Raw genomic sequence first — 20,593 nt, 5'->3', positions numbered from 1 at the left:
TAATTTATTATTTTATTGCAAACCTTACAACTTCAAAAGTTTCTGCGTATTTCACCCCAAACTGTACTCCTCTTGCTACGGCCAAAGATCGTATAAAATCAGCACTTAGATAATCTCTAAATCCCTGAGACTTATATTCTTTCAAAGCATCTATCTTTCTATTAATATGTTTTTCTTCCAGAGAGATATAGCTCTGAGTATTAAAGGACAGGTTATTCCAGATAAGTTCATAACTTAAAATTGATTTTGTTTTGAAAGCTCTTATCCCTTCATTAGCAATCGTAGAATGATCCTGATGAATATCGTTAATACTAGGAATTAAGACTAAATCAATATCTTGATGAACTCTTTTAAATCTAATTAATTCTTCTAGAATTTCCTGTCTAGCATAATTAAGTTTACGAACCTGATAATTAAAAATAATCACATTTTCTTCCTTAATTCCAAGAACTCTTGTGGCAGCCTTAACTTCCGTTTTTAAAATATCTTTTGGAAAACCTTCTGGTACAGATTCTTCTGCAGTAGAAAAAGCCATGTAAAAGACTTCGGCCCCATCATCTATTAACTTCGAAATAAAACCACCTGCACCTAATTCACCATCATCTGTATGTGGTGCTAAAACTAATACTTTCTTAAAGCTCATAATTATTATTTTTTTTTAGGGCATAAATTCTTTCTATAATATCCACTACCTTCAATCCTTCCAAAGCGTTGGTTGTAATAGTATTTCTACCTTTTAGTACATCTACCACATTTTCAATGATATAGTGATGATTGGCTGCGGAACCTTTGTAAGCCCCATAGTCATTTCCTGGATTTGTAGGAGCAAGTTCCGGCATTACATAATCTTTCACATTACATACCTCTACTTTATCCATATATTGTCCCCCGATCTTTACAGACCCATTTTCTGCAATGATTGTCATTGAGCTTTCAAGGTTCTGATTCCATACTGAGGTAGAATAATTCAGCGCTCCCATTCCTCCGTTTACAAAATCAAAGCTAATGAATCCAGAGTCTTCAAAATCAGTGAGATCTTTATGATTAAAATCTGCAAATTTTCCTTTAATATTGGTAATATCACCGAATAGCCAGTACATGATATCTATGAAGTGAGAGAACTGAGTGAATAGTGTTCCACCATCCAAATCAAGTTTCCCATGCCAAGATTCCGGCTTATAGTATCTGTCATCACGGTTCCAGTAGCAGTTAAGCTGAACCATATATATTTCACCTAGCTTTCCGCTTTCTACCATCTCTTTTACCCATGCAGAAGGTGGAGAATAACGGTTTTGCATTACGGCAAAAACTTGTTTATGTTTGTGTAGTGCCTGAAAAATAAGTTTTTCAGCATCCTGCTTATTCAAAGCCATTGGCTTTTCTACAACAATATGTTTTCCGGCATCAATTGCTTTATAAGACTGTTCAAAATGGAATCCGTTTGGAGAAGCGATATTAATAACGTCCACCTCAATTCCTGATTTCAAAAATTCATCTAATGATGCAAAAAAAGGTACATCATGGCTTTCAATTCCTAAAACAGATTTATCTTTTACGTCAATTAGAGCTACAAGTTCACACTCTGTATTTCTTGAGATCATTTCGGCATGTCTTTTTCCGATATGCCCGCAGCCTACTACTGCAAATTTTATTTTTTCAGCTATTTGCATTTTTTTAAATTTTTGAAACTTTATTATTGTCAAGTTTATATTGTTCTCCGCTTTCCTCGCATACAGCGATACCTTCTCCATTGAAATTAAGACGATGTCCGAATTCACTCATCCATCCCATTTGTCTTGCCGGATTCCCTACTACTAAAGCATAGTCAGGAACCTCTTTTGTAACCACAGCTCCGGCTCCGATAAAAGCATATTTACCAATATCATGACCACAAACGATGGTTGCATTGGCACCAATAGAAGCCCCTTTCCCTACATTCGTCTTTAGATATTCATTTTTTCTGTTGACTGCACTTCTGGGATTGATAACATTTGTAAAAACCATAGAAGGCCCCAAAAAAACATCATCGTCGCATGTAACACCTTCATAAATAGAAACGTTATTCTGAACTTTCACATTTTTTCCTAAAACGACTTTAGGGGAAATCACTACATTCTGACCAATATTACATTTTTCTCCTAAAATACAATCCGGCATGATATGTGAAAAGTGCCAAATTTTAGTTCCGGCTCCTATCTTACATCCTTCATCGACTACAGCTGTTTCGTGTGCAAAAAAATCCGACATATTATATTGATTGTTATTGATTAAAAAAATTTTTGATCTCAGAAATAATATAGTCTGAAGATTCCTGATCAAATTCTGTGTGTACAGGAAGCGAAAGAACTTCTGAACATAGCATTTCAGTAACTGGAAGACTGAACCCTTCGGTTACGTATTGCTGAAAAGCCTCCTGTTTATATAACGGAAGTGGATAGTAAATCATACTTGGAATATTTTTTTCACCAAGATATAGCTGTAATGCATCCCTTTTTCCGTTTTTCACTCTAAGTGTGTATTGATGAAAAACATGGGTAGAGTTTTTAGCCCTTTCCGGAACCTGAATTTCGGATATACCGGCAAGATTTTCATCGTAATAGGCTGCCATTGTATTTCTGGCTTCAGAATATTCATCAAGCTTTTTTAGTTTCACTTTAAGAACAGCTGCCTGAATAGTATCCAATCTTGAGTTACATCCTAAAACTTTGTGATGGTATTTTTTTTGCTGTCCATGGTTTGCAATCATTCTTATCTTTAAAGCCAGATCGTCATTATTGGTCATTAAAGCTCCTCCGTCGCCATAACATCCTAGGTTTTTAGACGGAAAAAAAGAAGTACATCCGATATCACCTATCGTTCCAGTTTTCTTTATCGTTCCATCCGAAAAGGTATAATCTGAACCAATAGCTTGTGCATTATCTTCTATCACAAACAGATTATGTTTTTTGGCAAATTCAAGGATTTTCTCCATGTTAGCACTTTGTCCATATAAATGAACCGGAACAATGGCTTTTGTGTTGGAGGTTACATATTTTTCTAGACCGTTAAGATCAATTTCAAAGGTATTTTCATCCACGTCTACCATAACAGGCTTTAAACCTAAAAGACCAATTACTTCCGCAGTCGCTACATAAGTAAATGCAGGACAAAGTACTTCATCTCCAGTTTTCAGATCCAGAGCCATCATTGCAATCTGCAATGCATCTGTACCATTAGCACAAGGAATAACGTGTTTTACGTCTAGATATTTTTCAAAATCCTGCTGAAATTCTTTTACTGCAGGACCGTTGATGAATGCGGTATTATCGATACATTCTTGAATTCCTGCATCAATTTCAGTTTTTATTTTCTGATATTGACCTTTAAGGTCAACCATTTGAATTTTCATATTTATATCTGTTTTGGATATCACACAGAAAGTAGTTTTATTTTTGAATAAGCTCACTTATTTTGTTCCCAATGGCAAAACAAGATGTTGCAGCTGGAGAAGGTGCATTTCTCACGTGAATGATATTTCCATTTTTCACGATATCAAAATCATCAATTAATGCTCCATTTCTGTCACAAGCCTGTGCTCTTACTCCTGCCCCTCCTGTTACAAGATCACTTTCCTGTATTTCAGGCATCAATTTTTGAAGAGCTTTTGTAAATGCAGATTTTGAAAGAGAGCGATGAACTTCTCCCATACCTGTTTTACCATATTTTGCGACGATTTTTCTGAAACCAGGCCATGTAAGGGTCTGCATTGTTTCATTGAAATCGAAATCAAAAAATTTGTATCCTTCTTTTCGGAAAGCTAAAACTGCGTTAGGACCAGCTTCAATATTTCCATCTATCATTCTTGTAAAATGAACGCCCAGGAAAGGGAAATTAGGATCCGGAACGGGATAAATCAGGTGTTTTACAAGATGCTTTTTCTCGTCTTTTATCTTGTAATACTCTCCTCTGAAAGGAATGATAATTACATCATTCTTTTCGTTGGTCATTTTGGTTATTTTATCTGAGTAAAGTCCTGCACATGAAATCAATTTCTTTGCTCTGAATTCTGATTGACTGGTTGTAATAACCACTTCAGAATTAGTATTGCTAATATTTTTTACTTCATTATTGAATTTAACTTCTCCTCCCAATTCTTCAAAGAGTTCTTTAATCTTTTGGGCAACTCCAGGATAGTCTATAATTCCGGTTTGTGGTACTTTTATCGCTTTCAGACCTTCACAATGGGGCTCAATTTCGCGGAATTCTTCTCTGGAAAGATATTTCAGATCCTGAAGTCCGTTTTCTACTCCTCTTTTATAGATATTATCCAGAAGATGCAGCTCTTCCTGTGAAGAGGCTACAATAATTTTACCGCAAAGATCATATTTGATTCCATATTTTTCAGCAAAATTGATCACTGAATGGTATCCTTCTATACAGTTTGTTGCTTTAAGACTCCCTGGTTTATAATAAATCCCACTATGAATAACTCCACTGTTGTGCCCAGACTGGTGTAATGCTACATCTTTTTCTTTTTCTAAAATGAGGATTTTAGAATCAGGATTTTTAAGTTTAGCCTGATAAGCTGTTGCCAATCCTACCAAGCCTGCACCAACAATTACAATATCATAATTCATTCTCTACTATAGTCTAGCGTCAACCAAATTTCTGTCTAAACATGCTTTGGTATCAAACACCACTGCATTTTCTTTTTTCAGCGTATTAAGATCCATCTCAAGAAATTCATTATGAGAAACAGCAATGATAAGAGAATCATATTTTTTTCCTTCAATAAGCTGATCAAGAATATTAATACCATATTCGTGGTTCACTTCTTCTTTACTTGCCCAAGGATCATAAATATCTACATTCACTCCAAAGTCTGAAAGCTCTCTGTAAATATCTACCACTTTTGTATTTCTTACATCCGGACAGTTTTCCTTAAAGGTAACTCCTAAGATCAAAGCTTCTGAATCTTTGATTACTCCTCCTTTTGCAATAAGAAGTTTTACAACTTTAGAAGCAACAAATTTTGCAATAGAATCGTTTACACGTCTACCCGATAAAATAACATCAGGATGGTATCCTAATTGTTCTGCTTTGTGTGCCAGGTAATAAGGATCTACTGAAATACAGTGCCCTCCTACTAATCCCGGTTTATACTTCAGGAAGTTATATTTTGTTCCTGCAGCTTCTAATACATCATTGGTATCGATACCCACTCTATCGAAAATTAGGGCCAATTCGTTTACGAAAGAGATATTAACATCTCTCTGTGCATTTTCGATAGCTTTAGAAGCTTCTGCTACTTTAATGCTTGGTGCTTTATGAGTACCGGCAGTAATAATTTTTTTATAAAGATTATCTACTTCTTCTGCAATTTCCTCAGTAGAACCAGAAGTCACTTTTTTTACACTTGTCAGTGTATTCACTTTATCTCCCGGATTGATTCTCTCAGGAGAATATCCTACATAAAAGTCTTCATTGAATTTCAGCCCTGAATATTTTTCCAGAACAGGAACACATTCTTCTTCTGTACAGCCAGGGAAAACTGTAGATTCATAAATAATGATATCTCCCTTTTTAATAATTTCTCCAAGCATTTTTGAAGCAGAAATCAAAGGGTTTAGATCTGGTGCATTGTATTTATCAATAGGTGTAGGAACTGTTACAATAAAAACATTAGCATCTGAAATTTCAGAAAGCTGGCTTGTAGATCTATATCCTATAGTTCCGTTTGATTTTTTAAATCTTTCAAGGCCACTGTTTAGTTTGTCAAGGTCTGCCTCTAAAGTAGTATCTTCTCCGTCATTAAGCTGCTCTACACGCTGTGTGTTGATATCAAATCCTAATACAGGATAATGAGCTGCAAATTCTAATGACAATGGAAGTCCTACATAACCTTGTCCAATAACTGCAATTCTATATGTTTTCATCATTAACTAAGTTTATTTTTTATTTGCTGAAACCAAGATTTTTCAACATGATTATTGTATCCATAACCATATTTATTACTATATCCTAGATTTTCTCTGTTTACATCATTAAGTACAAATCCAACGTTTCTTATCTTCTTTTGATCGATATTAATATTTGCAAATTCCAGTAATGCCTTCTCAGTATATTTAGATCTAGAAACATAGATGGTGACATCAGATAAATCAGAAATAAGGAAAGTATCCGTAACCAGAAGTAATGGTGCTGTATCCAGAATGATATAATCATATTTCCCTTTCAACTCATCTAAAAGTATTTCATAGCGTCCGTTAGATAATAATTCTGTTGGATTAGGAGGAATCATTCCTGAATAAATAACATCCAAATGAGGATTAAAAGATGAGACATGAATAATATCTTCAAGTTTAGTATTGTCGGAATAAAGAAATTCAGTAAGCCCTGTAAGTCCTTTTCTGGCAGGATTATATCTTTGAAGCTGCGGATTTCTGATATCGGAACCAATAATTATTACCTTCTTCTTAGGATTAGCTAATGTTAAAGCTAAATTAACGGAAGCAAAAGTTTTCCCTTCTCCTTTTACCGTGGATGTAACAAACACGATTTTCCCTTTTTTCTCTTTAGGAAGCATGAAGTTCATATTGGTAATAAGAATTCTAAATGCTTCGGCCATTGGAGTAATATCGTTTACCTTAACTATTTCCGAATCTCCTTTTTCAAGACTAGGTAGCTCTGCAATAATAGGAGCATGTATCAATTTCTCTAAATCATGTTTAGTAACAATTTTATTATTTAATAATTCTGAGAAATAAATAATTAAAAATGGAATCAAAAGTCCTATAAATAAAGAGACCAATAAAATAACCTGTGTTTTTGGAGCTACAGGATTTGCTGACGCATAAGCCAGATCAATGACCCTTGCCTTAGGAGCTGTAATAGACTGTGCAATTGCTGTTTCTTCCCTTTTTTGCAGTAATAACAAATATAAATTCTCTTTAATCTGCTGCTGTCTTTCAATTCCTCTAAACATTTTTTCAATAGATGGAATTTTAGCAATTTTTCTAGAAACTTTATTCTGTTCTCCTACATATTCATTTCTAGCAAGTTCCAATCCTGTTTTATTTCTTTGAAGAGTCTCAACAACAGAGGTCCGAAGTGCGTTGATTTGCTTGCTGAGTTCTACAACCATCGGGTTTTCAGTAGTTGCAGACTCCAGTAATCTTGCTCTTTGTAATATCAAATGATTATACGATGTAATACCAGAAGTTGCTTCAGTACTATTTAATCCAATATTGGATGGTAAAACCTGATATTGCCCTTGTTTGGACATGAAAGAGATTAACGAATTTGTTAATTCAATTTGAGCATCAAGATCCAATTGTTTTCCTCGAGATGTAGCAGAACTCTCTAAATCAATTTTAGCTTCTACCTCAAGATCGGTAAGATTATTTTTGGATTTAAAACTTTCTTTTTCATTTTCAACCTGTCCAAGTTCAACAGAAAGTTTTTTCACTCTATCTTCAATGAAATCTAATGTTTTTTTAGATTCTAAGTTCTTATCTAAAATAGCGTCATTATTATATGCAACCACTAAAGAGTTAAGGATATCCTCCGCCTTTGAAGTTTGTTGATAATTTATTGATAATCGAAGTACAGTAGCATCTTTATTAGCAAGGCTTACATTAAGAGCACCTGTCAGGCTATTAACCTTTGCTTCAACAGACGAAATATTTAGTTCTAATTTATTTGTATTTGCTCCTTGTGCAGCCTTTTCATTGAATTTATTATTTTTAGTAATAATAATATTAGCAAAAGGAAGATTAATCATTCGTCCATAACCAGAAATAATTTCTTTATTAAGTCCATCATATTGTATTAAAATCTGATCTCCTTTTAATTCTACATTGATAGGATTAGCTGAAATCTTAGATGACTTTTCATTTACAATTTTCACTTCAATAGGTGATGACTCTTTGTAAAGCTCAATGCTTCTGATCCTACCCTTAGCGATAATAACTGTTTGAAGATTATGATTAATAACAACATCATGCATTAATCTTTTTGATTTCAGTATTTCAATTTCATTAGAAATACTATTTGTTTTCATCCCTCCCAGTCCTGATAAATCAGAAAGAACACCCAAATCATTAGTTGACGATGAATTTTTTGAGTCTTTTATGAGTAGTGTTGTCTCTACGTAATAAACTGGTGTGATAAATTTTATTGCAAAGTAACTGATTATTAATGTTAGAATTGCACTTAAAATAAACCAAGGCCATTTTCTTAAATACGGTCTGATTACCTCATTAATACTAACCCTATTTGATTTTGTTTCTGCTTCTGAAAATTGCGAAGATTGCTGGTTATCCATCAATTTTTTATTTCTTATTAAATAAACTTACGACTACTGCTATTGCTGTGACACCAATAGAAATTGCTGTCAGGTAAAGACCTGTGTTTGGATTTTGTTTTGCTAAAACATCCTTTGTATTGCTTGAAGAAACAATAATAGCATCGCCTTGTTTAAGATTATAATATGGCGAATTAATCAGATTAGCATCCAAAAGACTGACACGACCATGTGAAACAACACCGTTTTCAGTTCTTATGATTAAAACCTCATTTCTTTTTCCATATTGTGTCAAATCTCCAGCAAGACCTAGTGCATTTAATATTGTTGCATGTCCATTTGCAATGGTATAATCTCCTTGTCTATTTACTTCCCCTAAAACAGTTACTTTAAAATTAGCAAGTCTCATATTGACTGTTGGATTAATAACATATCTTGTCATTTTATCCTTTAGCTCATCTTTAAGTTCAACTAAAGTTTTATCTGATGTATTTATTTTCCCCAAAATTGGAAAATCAATATCTCCATTAGTATCTACAATATACATGGGTCCTGAAATTGCCAAAGCTCCCTGGTTTGGAGTATTTCCGCCTGCCAAAGCATTGGTTTGAATAAACTCAGATGAAGAATAGTTTTGATTAAAAGGTTTTACAACATCCGTATCTTTTGCTGTGATAAGAATTATAAGCTGATCACCAATTTGGATTGTATTGCCTGAATTTTTAGCAGAAGCATTAATAGCCACCTGCTCTATATTCTGCATATAATTTAAATCATTCTTAGCATTGGGATTAACTTTGCAGGACACCACTAAAGAGGATGCCAATACTACTGCCAATATTTTTCCTTTCATTTTATCTTAAAATTGTACAAATATACATTTATATTTCTCTACTTATCTAATGCCTCATATATGGAATTATTGCTCCTAAATTCTGGCACAATTGTCTTTAAAAGTTTTACAACTTCTACTTTATCTCTTCGTAAAGAAGCTTTCGTTATTTGTTTTGTTAGCAAATCTATTTCGTCAAATCCTATTGATGGATCTTTTGATATCATAATTTTTTCATTATGAGTTGGGAGTGTTTTTGCATTATCACTTAGAAGTTCTTCATACAATTTTTCTCCTGGCCTTAGACCTGTATAAACTATTTTAATATCTATATTAGGTTCAAATCCCGAAAGCTTTATCATCCTATTAGCAAGATCTAATATTTTAACAGGCTCTCCCATATCAAAAACAAAAATCTCTCCTCCTTCACCCATTGTCCCTGCCTGAAGAACCAATTCACAGGCTTCAGGAATGGTCATAAAATATCTTACAATATCAGGATGGGTAATTGTTACAGGACCTCCTGCTTCAATTTGTTTTTTAAAATGTGGAATCACTGATCCATTTGAGCCTAATACATTTCCAAATCTTGTCGTAATAAATTTGGTTGTATTTCCTTCTAAATTCTGAAGCGATTGCACAAAAAGCTCTGCTGCTCTTTTAGAGGCTCCCATTACATTTGTTGGGTTCACTGCTTTATCAGTGGATATCATCACAAATCTGTTCACATTATACTTGCTTGATAGTTTTGCAATGATCTTTGATCCTAATATATTAACAAAAATAGCTTCATGTGGATTTTCTTCTACCAGAGGCACATGCTTATACGCAGCAGCATGGTAAACCATTGAAAAGTTATACAACTGGAATAGAGATTCCATTCTGTGTTGATTTGAAACATCCCCTAAAACAAATTTGAATGCAATGTAAGGGAATTTTTCTCTCATCTCAAGCTCAATTTCGTAAAGCGGTGTTTCTGCCTGATCCAATACAACAATCAAAGACGGATTAACCAATGCGACTTGTCTTACAATCTCACTTCCTATAGAACCTGCTCCACCAGTTACCAGTACAGTTCGTTCAAAATGCCTGCTTTTAATTTTTTCATTCTGAATTTTAATAGGTTTTCTATTCAACAAATCTTCAATCTGTAGATTTTTAATAGAACCACCCAAATCACTATCTCTCAGTTTTTGTACTGAAGGTGCTTTAAAAACATTAAGGTCTTTTTCTAAAAATAAGTTTACCCAAGAATTAACCTCATCTCTTGCGATCATCTCTTTAACGATAAGGACACCATCAATAAGGAGATCATCTTTTGTGTTTTGCTCTATTCTTTGTTTCTCATAAATAGGTTTCCCTAATAAGGAAGCTCTTTTGGAGTCTGTCCTTTGAGTCAAAAAACCTACTACCTGATAAGGCAAACTTGGATTATCTAGGATAGCACGTGCAATTGCAATTGATTGCTCATCAATTCCCAATACCAAAATTCTTTTTTTCAATGCACTTCGTCTATATTCCCTAACAATATGAAAAAATTCTTTAACATAAAGTCTAAAGAGAAATAATCCCATAAAAGAAATAATAAAATACAGAACCAGGTAAGGAGTAAGAATAATTTTACTTCCAAAAGTCCAGAAATAGAAAATATTTATGGTGCCAACTGTAAACATAGTACAGAAGCATGATACCAAAAGTTTAAAAAGGTCTATAAAAGTGGAATGTCTTATAATCCCTGCATAAGTTTTAAACAGGTACATAAAAATCGTATTTATTATAATAATAAAAGCAAAAACAATACTCTTATCATCATGATAAATAAATTCTCTCTGGGTAATTTTTTCTATAATATATGTTGAAAGAAATAGAGAGATAATCAGAATAATGATATCTATTATAAGTATTATCCATCTGGGAAGATATCTTACGTCTGAGAGATTGACAACATTATCTCCTCCAAATATTTTTCTCCTGAAAGAATTATACATTGTCTTTATTTGTATTCATATGTCTTAATTAAACGGTACTAATCTTGGTTATTAATTATTTAAAATGCATTTATAACATTCATGCAAAAATAAAATAAAATAAAATAAAATACTATCTATACTTTATATTTCTAAAAATAAATTCAACTATTAAAATTTATAAGAATTTTTTCGATCTTATTCTTATCATTATCGCTCAAATTAGTCCCGGAAGGCAAACACAATCCAACATCAAAAAGCATACCACTAACATTACTTCCAAAGAATTTAGATTCTTTGAATAATGACTGTAAGTGCATGGGCTTCCATAAGTATCTGGTTTCTATTTTATTTTCCGAAAATTTTCTTTTTAAATTCTCTTTTGTTATTTTATCATTATTTCTCTTTATAGTGATTGTGTTCAGCCAAAAATTAGAAAAAAAATTATCGTTGGGCTCCTCAAAAAGATTTATTGATTCATTATGTTTAAAAATATTTTGATAAAAATCATGATTTTCCCTTCTTTTTAATATTCTTTCTTCCAAAACCTCCATCTGCCCCCTTCCAATTCCAGCAGAAATATTACTCATTCTATAGTTATACCCTATCTCCGAATGACTATAATACTCTTCGTTTTCTTTAGACTGTGTAGCAAAATAAAGTGCTTTATCTTTATCTGTTTGTCTCTTCGAAATCAAAACGCCTCCACCCGAAGTTGTGATGATTTTATTTCCGTTAAAACTGATAACTGATAAATCACCAAAAGTTCCACAAGGTTTATTTTTATACTTGCTACCTAAGGCTTCAGCACTATCTTCAATAAGCGGAATCTCATATTTCATCGATATCTCCTTAATTTCATCCACCATAAATGGCATACCATATAAAGAGACTACGATAATTGCTTTAGGCTTTTTACCTTGCTGTAAACAATATTTGACAGCATCTTCCAATGCATTAGGACACATATTCCAGGTTGAAATCTCACTATCTACAAAAACAGGTATTGCTTTTTGATAGAGAATAGGATTAGCCGATGCTACAAAAGTAAAAGATTGGCATATAACAAAATCATCTTGTTCAACATTCAATAATTTTAATGCAAGATGTATGGCTGCTGTACCTGAAGACAAAGCTGTCACAAATGAATTATGCCCAAGTACGATTTCAAGCATTTTTTCAAACTCGAAAATATTGGATCCATATTGGGAGATCCAGTTGGTATCGAAAGCATCCTGTATATATTTCAATTCGTTTCCTCCCATATGTGGAGGTGACAACCAAACTTTATTTTCTTCCAATCTTCCTTTTTTTAATTTTCAGTCAAAAATATCATTTATTTTTTCATATTCAAAACCACGGCTCATAAGATATTTTATTGTCTTAGCTTTTTTTTGATATTCTTTCAAGCCGGTTTGTTTGGAATAATAATCCTCAAAAATCTTTCTGATAGTCTTTTCATAATCAGGCTCGTATATCTCATCAAAACAAGAATTGATCAGTCTCTCGGAAATCTGTTTTTGCTTCAGATTCATTTTTATTTTGGTTCTGCCCCAATGTTTGATATAAAATTTACCTCTGATATAACTTCGTGTAAATCTTTCTTCATTCAAAAAGTTTTCTTTCAGGAGGTACAGGATAATTTCTTCCTTTGCTTCCTCTATAAGCAGAAACTCTCTCATCTTCTGTTCCACTTCTGCGTGACAGCGATCCTGGTAAACACAGTAATTGACCAGTTTCTGTTTGATTTCGTCGAAAGTATAAGATTTTTTTTCCATTTGAATAAAAAAAGAATGAGCAGTGTGCTCATTCTTTATATAATATTGGAGTGCTTGTTAGTAATTGAACAAAGCTTTTCCTTCCATTAATTCGTTAACTTTCTTTCTTACTGATGTAAGAACTTCTTCATTTTTGATATTGTCTACCACTTCAGAAATTAATTCTGCAATAGTATTCATATCATTTTCTTTAAGTCCTCTTGTTGTAATTGCAGCAGTTCCTAATCTGATACCAGATGTCGTGAATGGTGATTTATCATCAAAAGGAACCATATTTTTGTTGCAGGTAATATCAGCAAGCACTAATGCTTTTTCTGTTTCTTTACCATTTACTCCTTTATTTCTAAGGTCTACCAACATCAAGTGATTGTCTGTACCACCACTTACAATATCAAAACCTCTGTCAACCATCGCTTTTGATAGTGCCTGAGCATTTGCTTTAACTTGTTTTGCATAAGTTTCGAACTGACCATCCAAAGCTTCACCGAAAGCAACAGCTTTACCAGCAATCACATGTTCAAGTGGTCCTCCCTGGATACCTGGGAATACTGCTCCGTCCAATACCTGGCTCATCATTTTGATTTCTCCTTTTGGAGTTTTGTGGCCATATGTATTTTCGAAATCTTTCCCCATCATAATCATCCCTCCTCTTGGACCTCTTAAGGTTTTATGAGTCGTAGTAGTTACTACATGACAGTGTTCGAATGGAGAGTTTAATAATCCTTTTGCTACCAAACCAGCCGGATGAGCGATGTCTGCCCAAAGTGTAGCTCCAATTTCGTCTGCAACTTCTCTAAATTTAGCATAATCTAAATCTCTTGAATAGGCTGAAAAACCTGCAATAAGCATTTTCGGCTTTTCTCTTAATGCTACTTCTCTCATTTGGTCATAGTCGATAAGACCTGTTTCCTGCTGAACTCCGTAAGAAACTACATTATACTGAATACCGGAAAAATTCACTGCTGAACCGTGAGTAAGGTGTCCTCCCATTGAAAGGTCCATCCCCATGATCTTATCACCAGGTTTCAAAACTGCAAGATAAATAGCTGCATTCGCCTGAGAACCAGAATGTGGCTGAACGTTCACATAGTCTACTCCGAAAAGTTCTTTTGCTCTGTTGATCGCTAAAGTTTCAACCTCATCTACGACTTCACATCCTCCGTAATATCTTTTTCCGGGATATCCTTCAGCATATTTGTTTGTCAGTACACTTCCCATCGCTTTCATCACGTTTTCAGAAACAAAGTTTTCTGATGCAATAAGCTCTAATCCATGAGTTTGTCTTTGTCTTTCTTTTTCAATCAGGTCGAAAATAATATCCATTTTACTTTTAGTTTTTGAAATTTCCACCCCAAATGTACGGAATTTTCGTCGAGATTTCTATATCGAAAAAATGATTTTTAACCGCTAAAAATGAAAAAACATCTCCTTTTATATTGAAGCCGTGTCAACTTTTACATTGATTATTTTAACCATAAAAGACACAAAAGTTTAAATACTTAAGTTTTTTAGAGCCAAGCTTTATGCATAATAAGTACGCCTAAGTTTTATAAAATCTTTGATTTTCATCTTATGTAAACTTTTCTGCGGAGTCATTTTAAACTTACTTAAGTGGACTAAAGTCTTTTAAAATGAAAACTTTTGTGACTTTTGTAGTTTTATAAAGTTTCAACACCTTTATTATAAGAAAGCCATTAAAATTCTTCGTCTGAAAGTTCTTTATTCACCACAGCACCTGTAAAATTCCCCTGTGCAATGGCATTCGCTACGGAACGCATCATGGTTACATTATCTCCACAGGCAAAAACTCCTGGAACAGTTGTTTTTTGCATCATGTCTATATTAATAAATCCCTGCTCTGTCAATTCACATCCCAGATCACCAGATGCATTTATATTTTGTTCAAAAGGAATTTTGGCATATAAAGCCTGTAAGACAATCTCCTTCCCATTTTTGAAAATTATTTTTTGAATAGAGCCCTTCTTATGTTCTATTCCTGCAATTTCATCTTCGTTTAGAATGATTTTATTCTGATTCAGTTTTTCGATCTGCTCATCAGTAAGTGTGGCCTTTCCATTGGTAAATAATGTAAGGTTTTTGGTCATATTAAAAATCAGTTTTGAAAATTCGTAAGCCATATCTCCGTTAGAAAGAATTCCGGTCACTTCATTTTTCACTTCATAGCCATGACAGTAGGGGCAGTGTAAAACAGAAATCCCCCAGCATTCTGCAAATCCTGGAATATCCGGCATTATATCTTTTATCCCAGATGCCAGAATCAGTTTTTTAGCATGAAATTTTTCACCGGATGATATTTCAACATCAAAACCTTCTGTTGCTTTTATTGTTTTTGTAACGGTTCCGTTATAAAACTTGACTGTGTTGTATTTTTCAACATCTTTTTTGGCAAGCTGAGCAATTTCTGCCGGTGTTTTTCCGTCATGGGTAATAAAATTATGCGAATGAGGGGTCTGTCTGTTGCAAGGTTTTCCGTTGTCAATAATCAAAACATTTCTTAGAGATCTCCCTAAAGACATTCCTGCGGATAATCCTGAATAGCTTCCGCCTATTATAATGACATCAAAGTTTTTGTTTTCCATAATTCAGTTGATAGTTGATAGTTGATAGTTGATAGTTGATAGTGCAAAGTTAACATAATTTTCATTAATGCAATAAAGTTGCAATAGTATTTTATCAAATTTATTTTGCCAGTTTGAAAGCAACTATTATCAAAGTTTTTCAACCGATAGAACTTAATGGAATGCTATTTCCATTGCTTTTTATCTTCATCAATTTCATCCTGAATTCTTTTCCGGATATCAATTTTTGCATTTTCAAAACTAAAAATGGTAGTCCCCATTTCTCTTGCATAGAGATTGGTAACGGATCCAACTATTGAGGAATTTTCAAAGTAAGGTCCTGTTTTTTCAAGTTCATCTTCCGGGCGATCTTTAACTCTAATGAGGTTTTTATATTTTTTACTCAAATCGAACCAGTTGATATAGTCTGCATTAAATGACACCGCTTTTATTCCTTTTTTCGAGTAATAATTAATCGCTCCAGCTTGGCCATAATTATCACATAACACCAGCGTGTTTCCGGATTTTTCCAGTGTGGAATATTTTCCATCTACTTTTTGGGCCAATTCTTTCCATCCCAGCATATCTGCAAAGTCCTGAGGCAAGGCATGGTCTTTTCCATCTTCCCAGCGCAAGAGCCCCCACTTTTTATAAGATTCAGGGTGACTGGCAATAAACTCAGGGCTTTTATTAGGAAATGTGATATTGTATATAGGTATAAAGAGAATTATCGGATGCAAAATACAAACGGGTTTAAGAAACTTCTTCCATCCTGACTGTAAAATATTGCCTAAATAAACTGCTCCAAAACCTATATAAATAGGATAAAGTCCAATGGCATAATAATCTTTTGCTTTGAAAAATAAAAACAATCCTATTGTTATCACATAGCCCCAAAAGAAAAACTGAAATCTCGCAAAGGGCTTATAAAATAACAAAGCATACAATGCAAAAAGTATTACAAAGGTCACCCCAATGAAGAGCAGAAGCTGGGATTTAAGGAAATCAAATCTATTGACGTTGACCAATTGGGTTTCAGAAAGCTCCTTCATATGGTGAATCACAGGAAAACCATTATGATACTGCCAGATGAGATTGGGCAAAACGATTATTAAAGCAAGCAGCGCTGCTCCATAAGCATGCGGGTTTATAAAAATTTTTCTTTGCTTTGTCATTAAAATCGCAGGAATAAAACCCAGTGCAAGAAAAATTATATTGTATTTATTTAAAATACCCATTCCGAAAATAATTCCTCCCCAGTACAGCCATTTTGTATTTTCTGTACTGACATATTTGATCAGGATATAGAAAAAAGAGGTCCATAGAAGAACATCCAGGGAGTTGGGCTGATACAGCATATTCAAACGAAGTAAAACGGAGAATAAGAGTCCAAAAGACGCCAATGTACAAGCAAAAAGATTTCCTTTCAATTCTTGTATGGCTTTCCAGACAACAACCATCGTTAATGCTCCGAATAATGCCGGAAAAAATTTTACCCAAAATACGGAATTACCCAATATTTTTATGAGCCAGGAAATCCATGAGCTTACTGGGGGAACGGAGAGATAGCCCCACGCAAGATGGTTACCTTGATCAAGATGTAAATATTCATCCCGCTGCAATTCATATTCTGGGCTGATCAACACGTACTGAAGTACAAACTTTGCAATAATGAAAAGAAACAGAATCCAATAGTCTTTTTTCATGGGGTATAGTTTTAATTTAAAATTAAGACATTTTAAACCTATTTTATATTACATTCTCATACCGTATCAAACTTATTGTCAATAATTTCAGTTTTTACCTTTTGAATATTTTCAGACCAGTAATTAATTCTTTCATTTTTATCGTGACATTCTATTATAGACACATTCTGATAGGAAATCAAATATTCTTCATATGTCTGTAAAATGGTTTTCAAATAAATTGCATAGTCATTGGTGTTTTTTGGAATATATCCTATCCCATCGCAACCACAGCTATGAAAGCACTTTCCTGTTTTAAAAAGACTTTCTACAATTTTCCATTCCTTTACTGCCGTTTTTTTAGGAGCTTTGAAATCTTTTCCAAGGTCGGCCATTATATTTCTGCATTCAGGACATCTTATACTTCTGCTTCCTATCTCTGAAACGAGTTCTTTTAACTCTTCTGTTTTTGTTTTTGTAAAAACAGGTCCTACTTTACGAATCGATTTCCCATCTGATTCATGGTATATTTTTTCTTTTTTAATTCGTCGTAAAATATCATCTATATCAGGTTGTTTAAATGATTTTCGGCATTTAAAGCATACATAGTGTGATTTATAAGTTTTTACAGCGTATCGGCACATTTTTCAATTGATGTTTAGATCAAATGTAGGAAATTATTTGATGTTTGTTAAATGACTTCTCGATTCAATGTCAAGAATTTAAATGCCCGCAGCATTAGCAAAAACTTTATGCAAAAAGAATCCCGGAGAAAAAATTCCTCCGGGATTCACAGTTTAAAAGTGTATAGTGTAGTTTATTATTTCTTGCTAGACTTTTCTTTCAGTTCTTCTTTGTCTTTATCAGACGGGTTCCAAACTTTTACTTCAGTGTCTTTTGTAATATCTGATCCTGGAAGAACCTGAACGTTGATACCGTCACTTGCTCCAAGTTTCACATATACTTTTTTGAATTTCCCATCTTTTTGTTTTACTTCTACGAAAGAAACATCTTTACCTTGTTTCTTTTCATATTGAACTAAAGACTCATCCAATAATAATGCATTTTTCTGAGAACTCAAAACAATTTCACCATTCGCAGAAAAACCAGCTCTAATATAATCATTATTAGGATTACTTACATTACCTTCTACCGGGAATTTGATAGTTCCTGCATTATCTTTTCCTTTAGGGGCAATCATGGTCAGTTTTCCAGGGAACGTTTTATTTTGTAATGCACCGATTACGATGTTCATATCCATACCTTGGCTTAGCTTTCCAGCTTGTGCTTCATCAATTTCTCCTTTAAAGATCAATGAGTTCAAATCTGCCACTGAACAAATCGTTGTTCCGGCATTAAAGTTATTGGCTTCAATCACCTGGCTTCCCGCTTTTACAGGAACTTCAAGTACGGTACCTGAAGCCTTGGAACGGATCTCGGTGGTAGCTAATCCCTGTCCCTGAAGTTCAGGAGTTGCTCCCGTTTTAGCAATTTGTAATCTTTTTTGAGCCGTATTCAATTGCTGCTGAGAATTTTTAAGAGTTTGCTGTTGAGAAAACAATTGCTGCTGAGAATTCAGAAACTCCTGTTTAGAAGCTACTCCCTGCTTGTACAATTTTTCCTGCATTTCAAACTGCTTCTGCATATTTCCTACGTTCATCTGAGCATTGCTGATCTGAATCTGTGCATTCTGAACTTCCTGCTGAGCAGCGTTTACTTCAGAGATACTTGGAACAATTTTCACGGTAGCAATCAGTTGCCCTACTTCTACCTTATCTCCTTCTTTTACTAAGATTTTATCTATAATCCCGGCAATATTGGGTTTGATTTCAATTTCTTCTTTAGGAACAATTTTTCCTGTAGCCATTACTTTATCATCCATGTTCTGAACGGTAGGTTTACGGGTAAGGAAAGCTTCACTTTCTTTAGAATTAGATTTTACAAGATAGCTAATCCCTGAGAACAATGCCACTGCAAAGAAAAGCCCCAACACTATATAAATGGCTTTTTTCCAAGTGAATTTCTTTTTCATATGTATAGTTTATTTTTTATTAAAAGATTGAATGATTTAAAAATTAAAAGATTCATCCAGACTGCTGAGAACCTGTTCCTCTTTATTTTAAAACGTTCAAATGAGTTTTATTTTCAAATTAATTATTCTGTTCTTAATGCTTCAATCGGTCTGATTTTCACGGCTCTCTGCGCAGGGATCATTCCGATAATCAGTCCTAAAATTACCATTACTGCCATGGCTGCAAATACATTTCCATAGTTGACTGTCGGGTTATAGAAAGGGAATGAATCCTGTCCTTGGGTGACCGCATTTAATATCATCAGCACAAAGATTCCAAACATAAAGCCCAATAATCCCGAGGAGAGCGTGATCACAACACTTTCCAGCAAAATCTGATTTCGTACTTCAGCCGGTTTCGCTCCCAACGCTCTTCTGATTCCAATCTCCTTGGTTCTTTCTTTTACCGTAATCAACAGGATATTGGAAATAGCAATTACTCCTGCAAGGATCGTTAATGTTCCTACTATAATGGTCAACAGCTGCATTCCCGTAAGAAAGCCTGTCAGTTTTTTAAATTCTTTCCCCAAATTGAAACTCCCGAAAGCATTCGTATCTTCAGGTGAAACTTTGTTCTTTGTTTTCAAAACCTGCTTTACATCTTCTTCTACTGAGTTCACATTGGCATTAGGCTTACTTACAATAGCGAACATATCAATCTGATCTCCTGCATTATACACTTTCGTGTACGTAGAAAGTGGAATAAAAGCAGTCTGGTCATTTTCAAATCCGCCTCCTTTTTTCACACGGAATACTCCAATGACATTAAAGAATAATCCTTTTATATTGATCGACTGTCCAATTGGGTTTTCCTTTTTCTTGGAATCAAAAAAGTTCTTATAAATTTCTTCCCCAATCACCACTACATTTTTATTTCCGGAAACGTCTGCATCATTGATATAGCGTCCAAAGATCAGTTTCTTTTCAGAAATTTTATTTCCTACAGAGTAGTCTCCTGTAAGCGAATATGTTCCATTTTTCCCATTTCTGGACATGGCTTCTCCCGGTGTTCCGGTAAAGCTTCCTCTGGCATTTTGCGGTGATATATAATCTATGGCTGTTACTTTCCTTTTCAGCATTTCCATATCGGAGAGCTTCAGGTGAACTTCTCTTCCTTTTGGAAATCCTTCATAGGGAATAGAGGTTTTCTGTGCCCAAAGGAAGATTGAGTTGGTTGCAAAACCTGAAAATAATTTATCAAAACCATTCTCCATCCCTTTTGCTGCTCCAAGAAGGCTTACATACAAAAACATCCCCCATCCTACACCAATCATGGTAAGAAATGTTCGGAGTTTATTATTCCTCAATGAATAATAGATCTCCTGCCAAGTATCTTTTTTAAATATGATATTCACCTTTTTGAATTATATGTTATAAATTATGAATTCTATCAATTT

17 protein-coding genes are annotated in these 20,593 nt (G+C 34.0%); all 17 read right to left on the bottom strand.

The features are described 5' to 3' along the window. Window positions 1-7 precede the first annotated feature (7 nt). The 17 genes from C1634_RS11350 to C1634_RS11270 all read right to left on the bottom strand — a co-directional run bounded on the left by C1634_RS11350 (window position 8) and on the right by C1634_RS11270 (window position 20,551). On the bottom strand, window positions 8-643 hold the full coding sequence (locus tag C1634_RS11350; RefSeq protein ID WP_228410060.1) for a PIG-L deacetylase family protein: 636 nt from the start codon (window positions 641-643) through the stop codon (window positions 8-10). Then, window positions 633-1,670, bottom strand: coding sequence for a Gfo/Idh/MocA family protein (locus C1634_RS11345; protein WP_109738422.1), 1,038 nt, complete (start codon window positions 1,668-1,670; stop codon window positions 633-635). The genes C1634_RS11350 and C1634_RS11345 overlap by 11 nt, the downstream gene beginning before the upstream one ends. A gap of 4 nt (window positions 1,671-1,674) precedes the next feature. Then, on the bottom strand, window positions 1,675-2,247 hold the full coding sequence (locus C1634_RS11340; RefSeq protein WP_103231952.1) for an acyltransferase: 573 nt from the start codon (window positions 2,245-2,247) through the stop codon (window positions 1,675-1,677). A 13-nt stretch (window positions 2,248-2,260) separates the two neighbouring features. Then, window positions 2,261-3,388: a DegT/DnrJ/EryC1/StrS family aminotransferase gene (locus C1634_RS11335; RefSeq protein WP_103231968.1), complete on the bottom strand. Its 1,128-nt coding sequence runs from the start codon at window positions 3,386-3,388 to the stop codon at window positions 2,261-2,263. Window positions 3,389-3,425: 37 nt separating this feature from the next. After that, a complete protein-coding gene (gene lhgO, locus C1634_RS11330) occupies window positions 3,426-4,616 on the bottom strand; it encodes an L-2-hydroxyglutarate oxidase (protein WP_109738421.1) in 1,191 nt (396 codons plus the stop codon). A gap of 6 nt (window positions 4,617-4,622) precedes the next feature. Further along, entirely contained in the window at window positions 4,623-5,918 is a 1,296-nt protein-coding gene (locus C1634_RS11325) for a nucleotide sugar dehydrogenase (protein WP_103231950.1), read from the bottom strand. Then, window positions 5,918-8,305, bottom strand: coding sequence for a GumC family protein (locus C1634_RS11320; protein WP_109738420.1), 2,388 nt, complete (start codon window positions 8,303-8,305; stop codon window positions 5,918-5,920). The genes C1634_RS11325 and C1634_RS11320 overlap by 1 nt, the downstream gene beginning before the upstream one ends. A gap of 7 nt (window positions 8,306-8,312) precedes the next feature. After that, window positions 8,313-9,137, bottom strand: coding sequence for a polysaccharide biosynthesis/export family protein (locus C1634_RS11315; protein ID WP_103231948.1), 825 nt, complete (start codon window positions 9,135-9,137; stop codon window positions 8,313-8,315). Window positions 9,138-9,175: 38 nt separating this feature from the next. Continuing rightward, window positions 9,176-11,104: a polysaccharide biosynthesis protein gene (locus tag C1634_RS11310; protein WP_103231947.1), complete on the bottom strand. Its 1,929-nt coding sequence runs from the start codon at window positions 11,102-11,104 to the stop codon at window positions 9,176-9,178. Window positions 11,105-11,247: 143 nt separating this feature from the next. Beyond that, complete coding sequence (locus C1634_RS11305) at window positions 11,248-12,348, bottom strand: DegT/DnrJ/EryC1/StrS family aminotransferase (protein ID WP_109738455.1); 1,101 nt, start codon at window positions 12,346-12,348, stop codon at window positions 11,248-11,250. Between the two features lie 54 nt (window positions 12,349-12,402). Next, entirely contained in the window at window positions 12,403-12,867 is a 465-nt protein-coding gene (locus C1634_RS11300) for a regulatory protein RecX (RefSeq protein ID WP_394337098.1), read from the bottom strand. Between the two features lie 51 nt (window positions 12,868-12,918). Next, window positions 12,919-14,184, bottom strand: a complete 1,266-nt coding sequence (gene glyA / locus C1634_RS11295; protein WP_103235600.1) for a serine hydroxymethyltransferase — start codon at window positions 14,182-14,184, stop codon at window positions 12,919-12,921. Window positions 14,185-14,555: 371 nt separating this feature from the next. After that, window positions 14,556-15,461 (bottom strand): NAD(P)/FAD-dependent oxidoreductase, encoded by a 906-nt coding sequence (locus tag C1634_RS11290; RefSeq protein WP_103235160.1) that lies wholly within the window; start codon window positions 15,459-15,461, stop codon window positions 14,556-14,558. A gap of 164 nt (window positions 15,462-15,625) precedes the next feature. Further along, window positions 15,626-17,146 (bottom strand): glycosyltransferase family 39 protein, encoded by a 1,521-nt coding sequence (locus C1634_RS11285; protein WP_103235159.1) that lies wholly within the window; start codon window positions 17,144-17,146, stop codon window positions 15,626-15,628. Between the two features lie 56 nt (window positions 17,147-17,202). After that, window positions 17,203-17,769: a hypothetical protein gene (locus C1634_RS11280; protein WP_103235158.1), complete on the bottom strand. Its 567-nt coding sequence runs from the start codon at window positions 17,767-17,769 to the stop codon at window positions 17,203-17,205. A 176-nt stretch (window positions 17,770-17,945) separates the two neighbouring features. Beyond that, on the bottom strand, window positions 17,946-19,157 hold the full coding sequence (locus tag C1634_RS11275) for an efflux RND transporter periplasmic adaptor subunit (protein ID WP_185145127.1): 1,212 nt from the start codon (window positions 19,155-19,157) through the stop codon (window positions 17,946-17,948). 122 nt (window positions 19,158-19,279) lie between these two features. After that, on the bottom strand, window positions 19,280-20,551 hold the full coding sequence (locus C1634_RS11270) for an ABC transporter permease (RefSeq protein ID WP_109738417.1): 1,272 nt from the start codon (window positions 20,549-20,551) through the stop codon (window positions 19,280-19,282). Window positions 20,552-20,593 lie beyond the last annotated feature (42 nt).

Origin of the sequence: Chryseobacterium viscerum, from assembly GCF_002899945.2 — a bacterium.
Taxonomy (GTDB): Bacteria; Bacteroidota; Bacteroidia; order Flavobacteriales; family Weeksellaceae; genus Chryseobacterium; species Chryseobacterium viscerum.
This window is presented reverse-complemented; position numbering and strand designations above follow the sequence as displayed.